Origin of the sequence: Agromyces indicus (assembly GCF_031432295.1) — a bacterium.
In the GTDB taxonomy this organism is placed as follows: domain Bacteria; phylum Actinomycetota; class Actinomycetes; order Actinomycetales; family Microbacteriaceae; genus Agromyces; species Agromyces indicus.
This window is the reverse complement of the sequence record NZ_JAVKGS010000003.1, coordinates 152,248-166,258: the sequence shown is the minus strand read 5'-3', so window position 1 is coordinate 166,258 and position 14,011 is coordinate 152,248. Positions and strand designations below refer to the sequence as shown.

Annotated in this window: 10 protein-coding genes; 5 read left to right on the top strand and 5 right to left on the bottom strand. The window is 72.5% G+C overall.

Features of this window, described 5'->3' with window-relative positions; genetic code table 11:
• Window positions 1–42: 42 nt before the first annotated feature.
• Window positions 43–1,830 carry a cell wall-binding repeat-containing protein gene (locus tag RH861_RS10530; protein ID WP_310521382.1) on the bottom strand — a complete coding sequence of 596 codons (1,788 nt, stop codon included), beginning with the start codon at window positions 1,828–1,830 and terminating at the stop codon, window positions 43–45.
• A 369-nt stretch (window positions 1,831–2,199) separates the two neighbouring features.
• Between RH861_RS10530 and RH861_RS10525 the strand changes: the two genes are divergently transcribed.
• From RH861_RS10525 to RH861_RS10515, 3 genes are all read left to right on the top strand, one after another.
• On the top strand, window positions 2,200–3,147 hold the full coding sequence (locus RH861_RS10525) for an L-lactate dehydrogenase (protein ID WP_310520948.1): 948 nt from the start codon (window positions 2,200–2,202) through the stop codon (window positions 3,145–3,147).
• Window positions 3,148–3,266: 119 nt separating this feature from the next.
• On the top strand, window positions 3,267–3,698 hold the full coding sequence (locus RH861_RS10520) for a YciI family protein (RefSeq protein WP_067945026.1): 432 nt from the start codon (window positions 3,267–3,269) through the stop codon (window positions 3,696–3,698).
• 25 nt (window positions 3,699–3,723) lie between these two features.
• Window positions 3,724–5,031: an RNA polymerase sigma factor gene (locus tag RH861_RS10515; RefSeq protein WP_374760984.1), complete on the top strand. Its 1,308-nt coding sequence runs from the start codon at window positions 3,724–3,726 to the stop codon at window positions 5,029–5,031.
• 78 nt (window positions 5,032–5,109) lie between these two features.
• Here the strand turns inward: RH861_RS10515 and RH861_RS10510 are convergent, their stop codons facing one another.
• Window positions 5,110–5,922 (bottom strand): Bax inhibitor-1/YccA family protein, encoded by an 813-nt coding sequence (locus RH861_RS10510; protein WP_310520947.1) that lies wholly within the window; start codon window positions 5,920–5,922, stop codon window positions 5,110–5,112.
• A gap of 135 nt (window positions 5,923–6,057) precedes the next feature.
• Between RH861_RS10510 and RH861_RS10505 the strand changes: the two genes are divergently transcribed.
• Window positions 6,058–7,128 (top strand): glycerophosphodiester phosphodiesterase family protein, encoded by a 1,071-nt coding sequence (locus RH861_RS10505; RefSeq protein WP_310520946.1) that lies wholly within the window; start codon window positions 6,058–6,060, stop codon window positions 7,126–7,128.
• 148 nt (window positions 7,129–7,276) lie between these two features.
• Window positions 7,277–9,787 (top strand): ATP-dependent helicase, encoded by a 2,511-nt coding sequence (locus RH861_RS10500; protein ID WP_310520945.1) that lies wholly within the window; start codon window positions 7,277–7,279, stop codon window positions 9,785–9,787.
• A 43-nt stretch (window positions 9,788–9,830) separates the two neighbouring features.
• On the opposite strand, the gene RH861_RS10495 is transcribed toward RH861_RS10500, so the two are convergent.
• The 3 genes from RH861_RS10495 to RH861_RS10485 all read right to left on the bottom strand — a co-directional run bounded on the left by RH861_RS10495 (window position 9,831) and on the right by RH861_RS10485 (window position 13,999).
• Complete coding sequence (locus tag RH861_RS10495; protein ID WP_310520944.1) at window positions 9,831–12,296, bottom strand: hypothetical protein; 2,466 nt, start codon at window positions 12,294–12,296, stop codon at window positions 9,831–9,833.
• Between the two features lie 79 nt (window positions 12,297–12,375).
• On the bottom strand, window positions 12,376–13,263 hold the full coding sequence (locus tag RH861_RS10490) for a DUF72 domain-containing protein (RefSeq protein WP_310520943.1): 888 nt from the start codon (window positions 13,261–13,263) through the stop codon (window positions 12,376–12,378).
• Between the two features lie 10 nt (window positions 13,264–13,273).
• Window positions 13,274–13,999: a VIT1/CCC1 transporter family protein gene (locus RH861_RS10485; protein ID WP_310520942.1), complete on the bottom strand. Its 726-nt coding sequence runs from the start codon at window positions 13,997–13,999 to the stop codon at window positions 13,274–13,276.
• Window positions 14,000–14,011: the final 12 nt, after the last annotated feature.

Below are 14,011 nucleotides of genomic sequence, written 5' to 3'. Positions count from 1 at the left end.
CGTGGGGAGGGCGCGGGCCGTGCGGTCCGCGCCCTCCGTCGTTCAGCCCAGTCCGTCGAGTTGCTGCTGCACGGCGCTGCTGACCGAGCCGGTCCCGCCGAGGATCACCACGCGTTCCGGTCGCAGGCGTTGCAGTTCGTCGACGACCGCCTCGGGGAGCGCGGAGGCCGGCGTCAGCAGGACCGGCCCGCCCTGCATACCCGCCACCGGCGCGCCCGAGAGCGCGTCGGGGAAGTTCGCCCCGTTCGCGATGTAGGCGACCGGGACACCGACATCGAAGCTCCCCTTCGAGATCGCCGCGGAGGTCTGGTAGCGGTCGGCGCCTGCGAGTCGCGTCACGCCACCGCTCGTGTACGTCCCGAGCTGCCGAGCGACGGCGTCGCTGATGGAGCCGGTGCCGCCGAGGATGACGATCCGCTGCGGATTCAGCCGGTCGAGTTCGGCCGCGATCGGGCTCGGGAGCGCCGTCGCCGTCGACAGCAGGAGCGGTCCGCGCTCCCGCCCCGCGAGGGGTGCGCCGGACAGGGCATCGGGGAAGTCCATGCCGTTGGCGACGTACACCACGGGCGGCGCGAGCGGGCTGTACTCCATCCGGGAGATGGCCACCGACGTGGCGTAGCGATCCGACCCCGAGAAGCGCGCCACGTGGTGCTGGTTCGTGAGCTCGTAGAGCTGTTGCTGGACCTTGGAACTCACCGCCCCGGTGCCGCCGAAGATGATGGCCATCTTCGGCTTGAGGCGCTTGATCTCGTCGATGACCACTTGCGGCAGGCCTGCAGCGGGCGTCAGCAGGAGGGGGCCGTTCCTCGACGCTGCGACGCCCGCGCCCGAGAGGGCGTCGGGGAACGCCGCTCCGCTCGCGATGAACACGGTGTCCACGCCGGGAGCGAACTGCGACCGGGAGACGGCGACCGACGTCGCGTACCGATCCGGACCGGACAGCCGGACCACGGGGCCCCAGTCGAGGGGCGGCGGCGGCGGTTCGACGGTGCCGGCATATGCCGTCAGGAGGACCGGCGCGAAACCCGGGGCGTGAGCCGTGATTCGGACGTACAGGCTCTTCCCGAGGTGTTCGGCCGATGGAGTGAGCGTTGGACCGGTCGCGCCGGGGATCGCCACGTACCCGGCGCCCCACTGGTAATCGAACACGACGCCCGGCGTCGGCGATGCGGCCTCGACCGTGAGCGGCACGCCCACGGATGGTGAGGAGGGGCTGAAGGTCGGGTTCCGAAGCTCGACCCGGCGGGTGGAGAGCTCGACATCCATCCCGCCCAGGACCTGGCCCTGGGCGAGCTCGAAGCGATCCACGAGATCGCACTCCGGCTGGTCGCGCCAGTACTCCCCGATGAACGTTCGCTCGTCGGGCCCGCCGTTCCAGAAGTACAGCGAATACGTGCCGGGCTCCAGTCCGCTGAAGCGGAACACCCCGCCCGCGAGGGACTGCTCCCAGAGGACGGCCTGGCAGCTGCTCGCACCGAGCAGGGCGACGACATGGCCCACGAGCGGCGCGCCATGCTCGTCGGTCAGGACGCCGGTCACCACCGCTCCGGGGCGCAACTCGGCACGCAGACCGGTGACCTGCTCGCTCGCTCCCACTCGGATGGGGACGGCCTCGGCCTGAGCTGCAGCCCCGCCCCACCACGTCTGCAGGTGATTCGACTCCCACTTCGGCGTGAACTCCAGCGTGTAGTCACCGGCAGCGAGCCCGGAGAACGAGAAGGTGCCCGTCGTATCGGTCGTTCGCGAGTTCAGAGCGATCATGCCGCTGCCGTCGATGCGGTGGAGCCTGACGGTCACCGCGGACAGCGGACTCCCGTGCACCCCGACCACGGTGCCCGCGATCCTCGCATCGGTCGCCGTCTCGGCCGCCACCACCGGAACCGCGGCAGCGGGCGTCGCGGTCCCGACGGCCGCCGTCGGCGACGCGATCGCCGTGCCGGGGGCGACCACGGCGAGGGCCGTGGCGAGCGCGACGAGGAACCATCCTCGAGCGAGACGGGCGGTCGGGCGGGACCGGGGCGCGGCACGTCCCGAGCGGTGTGAGGGCAAGAGGGCTCCGGGCGGGATTCGGGTCGACGGGTCGCCCGACGCCGGAGGATCACGCGGAGGGCTCCGGACGATCGAACCACATCGGGCGATTCCACTGCGGGCCCGTTGCCGATTCGTGACATCCGCCCGTCGGTTCGGAAGGATGGCGACATGGGTGTGGTCGAGAACGCGAAGCTGACCGTCGTCGGAGCCGGGAGCGTGGGCGCGAGCCTCGCGTACGCGGCGCTCATCCGCGGGTCGGCGCGGCACGTGGCCCTGTACGACGTGAACACGGCGAAGGTCGACGCCGAGGTGCTCGACCTCGCGCACGGCACGCCGTTCGTCGGATCGAGCACCATCGCGGGCGGCGACGACCTCGCCGTCGTCGAAGGCTCGCACGTGGTCGTGATCACCGCCGGTGCCAAGCAGGAACCGGGCCAGTCCCGACTCGATCTCGCGGGCACCAACGTACGGATCCTCGAGGATCTCCTGCCGAAGCTGCTCGAGCGCGCGCCCGACGCGATCTACATGCTCGTCACGAATCCCTGCGACGTGCTCACGGTCGCGGCGCAGAAGATCTCGGGTCTGCCGTCCAACCGGGTGTTCTCGTCGGGCACCGTGCTCGACACGGCGCGCCTGCGGTGGTTGCTCGCGAAGCGCGCTGGCGTGGCGACGTCGAGCGTGCACGCCCACATCGTGGGCGAGCACGGCGACACCGAGTTCCCGCTCTGGTCGAGCGCGAACGTCGGCACCGTGCCGATCCTCGAGTGGGCGCACGGACAGGGCTTCCGGCGCGAGGAGCTCGACCAGATCGCCGCCGAGGTGCGCGACGCCGCCTACCGGATCATCCAGGGCAAGGGCGCCACGAACCACGCGATCGGCCTGTCCGGCGCCCGCATCGTCGAGGCCCTGCTCGGCGACGAGTCGGCCGTGCTCCCCGTGAGCGCCGTGTTGGACGGAGTGCACGGCGTCGACGGCGTGGCGCTCTCGGTGCCGAGCATCGTGAACTCCTCGGGCGTCACGCCCCTCGGCGAGACCCCGTTCTCCGACGAGGAGCGCCGCAAGCTGCATGAGTCGGCCGACGCGCTTCGCGCCTCGATCGCGTCGCTGGGCATCTGACCCGGCCCGCGGCATCCGCTCGAAAGTCTTCGGCGACCGTGTCGATCGGGCGTCTTCCCGTTCGACGTCATGAATGAGAGGGTCGAACAGCGACCCGGACACGCGAGGAGCGAACCACCATGGCGAAGTACATGCTGATCATGCGGGCCACCGACGAGGCCGTGCAGGCGTACCAGGACATCCCCTTCGAGCAGGTCATCGAGGCGATGGGCCGGTACAACGAGGAGCTCATGAAGGCGGGCGTGCTGCTGGCCGGCGAGGGCCTGTCCGACGCGAGCGAGGGCTTCGTCGTCGACTTCTCCGCCGAGCCGCCGCTCGTCACCGACGGCCCCTACGGTGAGACGAAGGAGCTGTTCAACGGCTTCTGGATCCTCGAGGTCGCCTCGAAGGAGGAGGCGGCGGAGTGGGCCAAGCGCTGCCCGCTCGGCCCCGGCTCGAAGCTCGAGGTGCGCCGCGTCACCGAGATCGAGGACTTCCCGCAGGACAACGAGTGGATCCAGAAGGAGGCCGGCTGGCGCGAGGAGCAGGCCCAGCGCGCCGCGCAGGCGTGACCGGCCGCGCGACCGCGTGCCCGACGTGACCGACGAGACGGATGCCGCGACGGCCCGCCCGGTGGACCCCGAGTCCGCCCGGCGGGCCGTCGCCGCCGTCTGGCGCATCGAGTCGGCCCGCATCGTCGCGACGCTCACGCGCCTGGTCGGCGACTTCGCGCTCGCCGAGGACCTCGCCCAGGACGCGCTCGCCGAGGCGCTCGCGCAGTGGCCGGCCGGCGGCACCCCCTCGAACCCGGGGGCGTGGCTCACCGCGGTCGCCAAGCGTCGCGCGATCGACGGGTGGCGGCGCCGCGAGCGGTACGACGAGCGGCTCGCCGCGATCGCCCACGACCTCGAGCGCGAACGGGCCGAGGCGACGGATGCCGCGGGCGGCCTGCCGTACGACCCCGATGCGATCGACGACGACGTGCTGCGCCTCGTGTTCGTGTCGTGCCATCCGGTGCTCTCGCGGGAGGCACGCGTCGCGCTCACGTTGCGCGTCGTCGCGGGCCTCACGACCGAGGAGATCGCGCGGGCGTTCCTCGTGCCCGTCTCGACGGTGCAGCAGCGCATCGTGCGCGCGAAGAAGACCCTCGGCGACGCGGGCGTGCCGTTCGAGGTGCCGCCCCGGTCGGAGTTCCCCGAGCGACTCGGCACCGTGCTGGGCGTGCTGTACCTGATCTTCAACGAGGGGCACTCGGCGTCGGCCGGCGCCGACCTCATGCGCCCGGAGCTCAGCCGCGAGGCGCTGCGGCTCGCGCGCGTGCTCGCCGGACTCGTGCCCCGCGAGCCCGAGGCGCACGGGCTCGTCGCGCTCATGGAGCTGACCGCGGCGCGGTTCCCCGCCCGCCTCGACGCGAACGGCGACCCGGTGCTGCTCGCCGACCAGGACCGACGGCGGTGGGACCGCTCGGCGATCGGGCGGGGGCGCGCCGCGCTCGCCCGCGCCGATGCGCTCGGGCGCGGGCGCGGCCCCTACGCGCTGCAGGCCGCGATCGCGGAGCAGCACGACCTCGCGGCATCCGTCGACGACACCGACTGGGGTGCGATCGTCGCACTCTACGAGGCGTTGGGGGCGATCGCCCCGTCACCCGTGGTCGACCTCAATCGCGCCGTCGCGGTGGCCATGGCCGACGGTCCCGCCGCCGGACTCGCGATCGTCGACGAGCTCACCGCCCACCGCCGGCTCGCGACGTACCACCCGCTGCAGGCGGTGCGCGGCGAGCTGCTCGAACGGCTCGGGCGAACGGATGCCGCACGCGAGGCCTTCGCCGAGGCGGCCCGCCTCACCGCGAACGAGCGCGAGCGCGCGGTGCTGCTCGCGCGCGCGTCGCGCCCGACGTCGCGGTGAGGAGACGGGCGCGGGCGCAGTGGAACGCGGAACGGGCCGCCCCGAAGGGCGACCCGTTCACGTGCGAGGCATCCGCTGCTAGTCGCTCGACTGCATGATCGCGAGCATGCGCAGGATCTCGAGGTACAGCCAGATGACGGTGACCATGATGCCGAAGACACCGGTCCACGCGTACTTCTTCGGGGCGCGGTTGCGCACGCCCTGCTGGATGAAGTCGAAGTCGAGCACGAGCGAGTACGCCGCCATGATCACGACGAAGACACCGAGGATCACGCCGAGCGGGATGCCGAAGAAGCCATCCCACGAGCGGAGGCCGAACGGGTCGTCCGTCACGTTGAAGATCATCAGCCCGAAGTTGACGAGCGAGAACACCAGGTAGCCGACCATGGCGATCAGGAAGACCTTCGTGGCCCTCTTGGATGCGCGGATCTTGCCCGAGGCGAACAGCGCCAGGGTCACGCCGACCACCGCGAGGGTCGCGATGACCGCGGGAGCGACGACCCCAGGGAACATCACCTCGTAGTAGGCCGAGATGCCTCCGACGAACACGCCCTGCACCGCCGAGTAGGCGAGCACCAGACCGGGCGACGGCTCCTTCTTGAAGATGTTCACGAGCGCCAGGACGAAGCCCACGATGCCCGCGCCGATCCAGAGGAACGGGATCGACTGCATGGTGATCCAGCCGATCGCGGCGCCGACCACGAGCAGCCCGAAGGCGGCGGCCGACTTCTGGATCGTGTCCTCGACCGTCATGACCTCGCGGTCGGGCAGCGTGGCGGGCCGGTTGTAGATGTCCTGCAACTGCTGGGCGGACATGTCCTGCGCGACAGCCACCGCCCCCTGGTTGGAGAACGCCTCGTTACGTGAGAAGGCGGGGTTGTTGAGTGCCATTGCCGTGGTTTCCTCTGCTTTCGGCTTTCCGTCGGGTGGAGAAGGAAGTCCCAATCTATCGGGTCCATCCGTGTCAACGCCGAGAATCCGCGGTTGATTCCGCTGCGCCGCGGAGGCCGTGGCTACGCTGAGGGGATGCTGCCAGGGCCCGTCGAGCATCCGCTCGTCATCGGCCACCGCGGTGCGCCCGGCTACCGACCCGAGCACACCGAGGCCGCGTACCGCCTCGCGTTCGCGCTCGGCGCCGACGCGGTCGAGCCCGACCTGGTCGCCACGCGCGACGGCGTGCTCGTGCTCCGGCACGAGAACGAGATCTCCGGCACCACGGATGTCGCGTCGCGCGCCGAGTTCGCGTCGCGCCGCACCACGCGCGAGATCGACGGCCGGGCGCTGACCGGCTGGTTCACGGAGGACTTCACGTGGGCGGAGCTGTCCACCCTCCGCGCGACCGAGCGGCTCGGCGGCATCCGCCCGCAGAGCGCCACGTTCGACGGCCGCTACCCGGTCATCCGGTTCCGCGACCTGCTGAGGCTGCTCGATGCCGCGACCGAGGAGTCGCGGCGCAACATCCGCCTCGTCGCCGAGTTCAAGCACGCCACGTACTTCGCCTCGCTGGGGTTGCCGCTCGACGAGCTCTTCGCGGCCGAGCTCGCCGCCGCAGGGTGGAGTCGCGGCGACGACCGGCTCATCTCCGAGGCGTTCGAGCCGACGCTGCTCGACCGGCTCCGCGATGCCGGGATCGGCGGCACGCGCGTCCTGCTGCTCGAGGATCGCGGGGCGCCCTGGGACCTCGTGGCGGCCGACGGGGCGGCGGCGCGCACGTACGACGCGTTCGCGACCGCGTCGGGGCTCGCCGGGCTCGCGGGCGTCGTCGACGGGGTGAGCGTCGGCAAGGCGCGGCTGGTCGGCGGGCCGGCCTCGTCGACGGATGTCGCGGGCGCGGCCCGCCGAGTCCGGCCCGATGCGCCGCTGCGCGGATCGGCCCTCGTCGACGCGGCGCACGCGGCCGGGCTCGTGGTGTACACGTGGACCCTGCGTCCCGAGAACCGGTTCCTCGCCCCGCCGTTCCGCCGCGGTGCGGCACGCTCCGCCTGGGGCGACTGGCTCGGCGAGTTCACGCGCATCCTGCGGACGGGCGTCGACGGCGTCTTCCTCGACCACCCCGACCTCGGCATCGAGGCGCGGCGCGCGCTCGCCGAGGCGTGACGCCCCCCGCGCGTCGGCGCCGGACGCGAATCGTCGCTCCGCGCCCGCCCGAGCGACGATCTGCGTCCGCGGTGGGGCGGGCGCCGGCGGGCCGGCGGGGCAGTGCGCCGGGAGCGCTGTCGGATGGCGCGCCTAGACTTGACGGGACATGACGCTGATCCTCGACCCTGACGACCCGACCGGCTGGCGCGAGGCGCCCGTCTCGGCCACCGACGAACGCAGCGGGGCCGCGCACGGCGCCGGCCACGCGGCATCAGACCGGCTGACGGCCGGGCTGAACCCGCAGCAGCGCGAGGCGGTCGAGTACCGCGGTCCCGCGCTGCTCATCGTCGCGGGCGCGGGGTCGGGCAAGACCCGGGTGCTGACGCACCGCATCGCGAGCCTCATCGACGGGCGCGAGGCGTGGCCCAGCCAGATCCTCGCGATCACCTTCACCAACAAGGCCGCGGCCGAGATGCGCGAGCGCGTCGAGGCGCTGCTCGGCGAGGCCGCGGGCGGCATGTGGATCTCGACGTTCCACTCGGCGTGCGTGCGCATCCTGCGGCGCGAGGCAGAGGCGATCGGGCTGTCGAGCACGTTCACGATCTACGACTCCGCCGACCAGCGCACGATCCTGAAGCGCATCATCAAAGAACTGGATGCCGACACCCTCGGCTTCACGCCCGCGAGCGCGCAGGCCAAGATCTCCAAGCTCAAGAACGAGCTCTCCGACGTCGAGACGTTCGCGCGCAACGTGAACACGAACGATCCGAACGAGGTGATGTTCCTCGAGATCTTCCGGCAGTACACGCGCCGGCTGCGCGACGCGAGCGCCCTCGACTTCGACGACCTCATCAGCGAGACCGTCTACCTGTTCCGCGCCTTCCCGAAGGTCGCGGCGCTGTACCAGCGACGGTTCCGGCACATCCTCGTCGACGAGTACCAGGACACCAACCACGCGCAGTACGCGCTCATCCGCGAGCTGACCCGGCCCGTCGAACCCGACGTCGTCGCCGAGCTCGACGCGCACGGCGTGCTCGTGCGGGGCATGACGGATGCCTCGGGGCGCATCCCCGGCGCGAGCCTCACCGTCGTCGGCGACTCCGACCAGTCGATCTACGCCTTCCGCGGCGCCGACATCCGCAACATCGTCGAGTTCGAGCGCGACTTCCCGGGCGCCAAGGTCGTGCTGCTCGAACAGAACTACCGGTCGACACAGAACATCCTGTCGGCGGCGAACGCGGTGATCTCGAACAACTTCGACCGGAAGGACAAGAAGCTCTGGACCGCCGACGGCGACGGCGACAAGATCACCGGGTACACCGGGTACACCGCGCACGACGAGGCGCAGTTCGTCGTCGACGAGATCGAGGCGCTGCACCGAGCGGGCGTCGCCTACCGCGACATGGCCGTCTTCTACCGCACCAACGCGCAGACGCGTGCGCTGGAGGAGATCTTCGTCCGCTCGGCCGTGCCGTACCGCGTCGTCGGCGGCACGAAGTTCTACGAGCGCGCCGAGATCAAGGACGCGATGGCGTACCTCATCGCCGTCGCCAACCCGCTCGACGAACTCGCGCTGCGCCGCATCCTGAACACGCCCAAGCGCGGCATCGGCCCGGCGACCGAGACGAGCCTCGCGAGCTTCGCCGAGCAGAACGACCTGTCGTTCCGCCAGGCGATGCGCGCGGCCGACGGGCTGGGGCTCGGCCCCAAGGTGACGAAGGCGATCACCGACCTCGCGAACGTGCTCGACGAGGCGGCCGCGATGCTCGTGCCGTCGCAGAAGGGCATCGACGAGGGGACGAACGAGGGCGCCGCGAAGGTCTCCGACGTGCTCGCGCTCCTCCTCGACCGCTCCGGACTCGTCGCCGCCCTCCGCGGCAGCCGCGACCCGCAGGACGAGACCCGGGCGGAGAACGTCGAGGAGCTCCTCGCGCAGACCAAGGACTTCGACCGCGAGAACCCGGGCGCCACGCTGGTCGACTTCCTCACCCAGGTGTCGCTGGTCGCCGCCGCCGACGAACTCGACGACGCATCCGGCACCGTCTCGCTCATGACCCTGCACACGGCCAAGGGCCTCGAGTACCACGCCGTGTTCCTCACCGGGCTCGAGGAGGGACTGCTGCCGCACCAGATGTCGGCCTCCGAACCGGGCGGCCCCGCCGAGGAGCGACGCCTGTTCTACGTCGGCATCACGCGCGCCCGCAAGCGGCTCTTCCTCTCGCTCGCGATGAGCCGCGCCCAGTTCGGCGAGGTGTCGGTGGCGATGCCGAGCCGGTACCTGCAGGAGATCCCCGACGAGCTCGTCGACTGGAAGCAGTCGCCCGGCATGGCCAACAGCCGAGGGGGCAGCCAGCCCCGCGCGCTCAACGCGCGCCGCGGCGGCTACGGCGGCGCCGGCGGCGGTGCCTGGGGCACGCGCGACCGCGACCTCGAGCGGTTCAGCGTCACCAAGTCGGCCGCGACGAAGACCGAGTGGGCGAACCGGGTCACGGGCACCGTCCGCGACAACGGCGACCTCACGCTCGAGGCGGGCGACCGCATCCGGCACACCGACTTCGGCGAGGGCACCGTGCGGCAGGTCACCGGCGAGGGCAGCAAGCGCATCGCGCACGTCGCCTTCGACGCCGCCGGGCAGAAGAAGCTCCTCATCAAGATCGCCCCGATCGAGAAGCTCTGACGGCGGCCGTCCGGCACCTGCCGGAGCGACCCCGCCGGGTCGGTCAGCGCCCCGACGCGGCCCCGAGCCGCTGGCGCAGCTCGTCGAGCGCGCGATGGTACGCCGGAGTGCGCGAGTACCAGCGGTGCGTGTCGACGACGCCGACGTAACCGCTGAGGTCGATCTCCTCCGTGTACCGGTCGCGGTCGTTCCCGACCGACCCGATCGAGCGCGCGGGGAAGCCGAGGTAGTCCGTCAATCGCCACAGGCTCACCCAGGCCGACGCCGGGAACCCGCCCGGAACCGTCGAGGCCGTCGAACCGAGGTCGGCGCGTGCCCAGGGGTCCCGGGCCCACGGGCTCGGGCGGCCGCAGGGCACCGCGCCGATCACGCCCGGACCGAGCACCTCGGGGAAGAACCGCCCGAAGAATGGCCGCAGCTGCACACCGAAGGTGAGCAGGGCGATGCGGTCGCGATACGACGCCCACGCCGGATCGTTGCGCAGCGCGTAGAGCGCGGCGACGGCCACGACCGCGCCCATGCTGTGGGCGGCGAGGATCACCGAGCGCGGCTCGGGCGTGCCGTCGCGGTCGACGGGCGGCAGGTCGAGCCACCAGCGCACGCGACGCGCGACCTCGGGGACGGCTCGCTCGGCGTAGCAGGGCGCGCCGAAGGGGTGTCCGGCGCGGGGGAGGAAGCACGCGAGGTCCCACACGAGCGCGAGCGGGCGCGACGATCGGCGCCCGCCGAGGACCAGTCCGGCCGTCACGGCGAGGCCGATCACGACCCAGACGATGAGCGAGGCGTCGATCCACCGCGCGAACGCCGTCGCAACGGCCGCGGCGGTCCCCGGGGGGAGCACGGCACCGAGCAGGCCCGGGTACGCGGCCAGCGCGACCGCGAGCACGGTCGCCGCGAAGAAGGCGACCGCGAGGGCGCCGACCATCGGCTCGGCCAGGTGCAGTCGTGCGGCGAGTGCGCGCTTCTGCGCGATCTCGCGGCCGAGCAGCTCCGTGAGCGCCGCGCGGGCCGACGCGGCATCCGTCGCCGACGCCGAGTGCGGTGCCCGGGCGCCGACGTCCCGAGGGCGGATCATCATGGCGCCCACGACCACCGCGGCGACCGCGATCGCCAGGAGCGTCAGGCCGAGGAACGGCGCGGAGAACGGGCCGATCGTCATCTCCCCGGGCAGGCAGTCCTCGCCCGAGCAGTCGGGGTAGGGCTGGTCGAGCCGGTTCGCGGCGGCGGGGCCGTTCAACCAGTCGCCCGCGAGGACGTTGAGCAGCGAGCCGAGCAGGAGCTCGATGGCGAGTCCGAGCGTGAGGAACACCGCGGCCCCGCGGCCACGCCAGGCCCGTCGCTCGCGCTCGCGGGCCGGCAGCGCCCACGCGACCACGATGAGCAGCAGCGCCGCGGCGACCACGACGAGCAGGATCCGGTCCGACGCCTGTCCCATGATGCGAGGCTCCAGTCGGATGTCGCCGTGGAACCCGAGCACGACCGCCGGGGCCGCGTAGAGCACGGCGGCCGCGGCGAGCAGCGCACCGGGGATCCGGCGATCGGCGCGCGTGAGCTCGTACGGCGTGGAGTCCGTCGTGGCGACGAGCGCCGCGCACACGACCACCACGAGGACGGACGCGCCGGTGAGGAAGGGGGTGACGCCGGTGGTGTCGCTCGCGAACGCGAAGCTCGTCACGAGCGCGACGGTGGCGATGCCCGCCGCGAGGTGCAGCGTCGCGAGTCGGTCGGTCTCGGTGCGGGTGAGCCAGAAGCGGGGTTCGGCCAGCAGCGGGCGCTCGCCGTGGTCGGTCCCCGCGCCGCCGAGGATGCGGCCCGCGACGTTGTAGCGGAGGATCGACAGCCTGGCGACGAGGAAGACGGCGACGAGGGCGAGGACCGGCAGGAGCGAGAACAGGGCGACGCGTCGCTCGTCCTTCCAGGCGGCGAACGTCGCGCCGGCGTCGCCGAGGGGCGCGCACACCGTCTGTCCGCCCCGGAAGCACTGCAGCGCGAACAGGTCGATCGCCACCGAGGCGAGGGAGAGCGCGAGCACGAGCGTCAGCGTCAGGCACGCGGTGCGCACGACGGCCGCGCCGAGGCGGATGCGACGGCCGGCGGTCGGCGACGGCAGCTGCCACGCCCAGATCGCGGCGTTCGCGATGCTGAAGGGCAGCAGCAGCGTCCAGGCGGCGCGGGCCAGCACCGCGAGCACGATCCCGCCGAGGCCCGACTCGGGTGGCGCGGTCCGGACCATGCCGCCCCACGAGTACGTCTCCCGGTGGATCCCGTGCGGCACGCGCCCACGCGGCGGTTCGTCGGGATCGACGACGCCGCGGGACGTCTCGCCGTGCACCCGGTCGATCCGGCCGCGGTCGACGGCGTCGGGCGTCGGATGCCAGAAGCTGCCGAGGTCGTCGCCGAACGCGAGTTCGACGTCGCCGGGCGGCAGGTCGAGCATCTCGTGCGGCGGCGTGTTGTTGACCCCGTGGATGCGGAGCTCGAGCACGGGTTCCGATTGCGATGTCGACATCGTGCGTACCGCCTCTCTGCGGCGTGCGGGCGTCAGCCCCCGACGCGCGACATGCTAGTCCCGCGATCGTCGCCGGGCGTCAGGGATCGCCCGGAGCCGGCGCCGGAGCCGCCGCCGCGGACGACGACGCCGGCCGGGGCAGGCGCGCGATGAGGCCCATCGCGTCGTACGGCGCGCGCACCTTGATGTCGTTGTCGAAGTACAGGTAGGCGTCGCGCCCCGCCTCGAGGTGCGCGCGGGTCCACTCGGCCCAGCGGTCGAGCGACGGATCGTCGTAGCCCGAGGCGTACAGCTCCTCCTCGCCGTGGAGGCGCGCGTACGCGAAGTCCGCGGTGGTGCGGTCGAGCCGCGGGTACTTGCCCGCCGTGTCGGCGGTCACCGACGCCACGCCGTGGCGCGCGAGCAGGGCCGCCCACTCGTCGGCGGTCTCCTCGAACGACGGATGCCGCACCTCGACGGCGTACCGGATGGGGGTCTCGCCCGTGGCGCCGGCCGCGGCCGCCGGGAACGAGGCCCGCCCCGACATGCGGTCGTCGTGGCGGGCGGCGAGCGCCGCGGCATCCGCTCGGGTTCGCGGCAGTCGGGCGAGGAACGCGTCGAGCAGCCCCTCGTCGTAGCGGAGCGTCGGCGGGAGTTGCCAGAGCACGGGGCCGAGCTTGGCCCCGAGGTCGAGCACGCCCGACGCGAAGAAGTTCGCCATCGGCGCGTCGACGTCGCCGAGGCGCTTCACGTGGGTGATGAAGCGCGGACCCTTCACGGCGAAGACGAAGCCGTCGGGCGTGCCGTCGCGCCAGCGCAGCCAGCTCGCCGGACGCTGCAGGGAGTAGAACGAGCCGTTCAGCTCGATCGAGGTCATGCGCTCGGCCGCGTAGGCGAGCTCGTCGGCCTGCCGCAGGCCCTTGGGGTAGAACACGCCCCGCCACGGCCGGTACCGCCAGCCGGAGATTCCGATGCGCGCCTCGACCATGTCCACCCGCCTAGGCGACCGCGCCGCCGAGCAGCGCGCCGATCGCCCACGTCACCGCGAGCGCCAGGGCGCCCCCGACGACCACGCGCGCGACGGCGCGGCCGCGCGGCGCGCCGCCGATCCACGCGGACAGCCACCCCGTGATGGCGAGCGCCGTGAGCACGGCACCGAACGTGGTGACGACCCGCCACTCGGGCGGCGGGAGCAGGATGGCGACCATCGGCAGGATCGCGCCGGCGAGGAACGAGGCGGCCGACGCCCACGCGGAGTGCCACGGGTTCACCACGTCGGCCTCGGCGATGTGCAACTCCGCCTCGAGGTGGGCGGCGAGCGCGTCGTGCGCGGTGAGCTCCTCGGCGACCCGCGCCGCCGTCGCCTCCGACAGGCCCTTGCCACGGTAGATCTCGGCCAGCTCGGCCAGCTCCTGGTCGGGCATCGTGGCGAGCTCCGCGCGCTCCTTGGCGATGAGCGCGCGCTCGGTGTCGCGCTGGCTCGACACCGACACGTACTCGCCGAGGCCCATCGAGATCGCGCCCGCGGCGACGGATGCCACGCCCGCGACGAGGATCGCGCCGAGGTCGGTGGTGGCCGCGGCGACGCCCACCACGAGTGCGGCGACCGAGACGATGCCGTCGTTCGCCCCGAGCACCGCGGCACGGAGCCAGTTCAGCTTCTCGTGCACCTTGCCGTCGTGCGGATCGGTGCGATGCAGGGGTTCGGCAGCGGCATCCGTCATGGGGGCAGTCTC

Coding starts and splice junctions, on each gene's coding strand:
- RH861_RS10520 (WP_067945026.1), top strand. CDS start 3,267: ATGGCGAAGTACATGCTGATCATGCGGGCCACCGACGAGGCCGTGCAG.
- RH861_RS10505 (WP_310520946.1), top strand. CDS start 6,058: ATGCTGCCAGGGCCCGTCGAGCATCCGCTCGTCATCGGCCACCGCGGT.
- RH861_RS10525 (WP_310520948.1), top strand. CDS start 2,200: ATGGGTGTGGTCGAGAACGCGAAGCTGACCGTCGTCGGAGCCGGGAGC.
- RH861_RS10510 (WP_310520947.1), bottom strand. CDS start 5,922: ATGGCACTCAACAACCCCGCCTTCTCACGTAACGAGGCGTTCTCCAAC.
- RH861_RS10500 (WP_310520945.1), top strand. CDS start 7,277: ATGACGCTGATCCTCGACCCTGACGACCCGACCGGCTGGCGCGAGGCG.
- RH861_RS10490 (WP_310520943.1), bottom strand. CDS start 13,263: ATGGTCGAGGCGCGCATCGGAATCTCCGGCTGGCGGTACCGGCCGTGG.
- RH861_RS10495 (WP_310520944.1), bottom strand. CDS start 12,296: ATGTCGACATCGCAATCGGAACCCGTGCTCGAGCTCCGCATCCACGGG.
- RH861_RS10485 (WP_310520942.1), bottom strand. CDS start 13,999: ATGACGGATGCCGCTGCCGAACCCCTGCATCGCACCGATCCGCACGAC.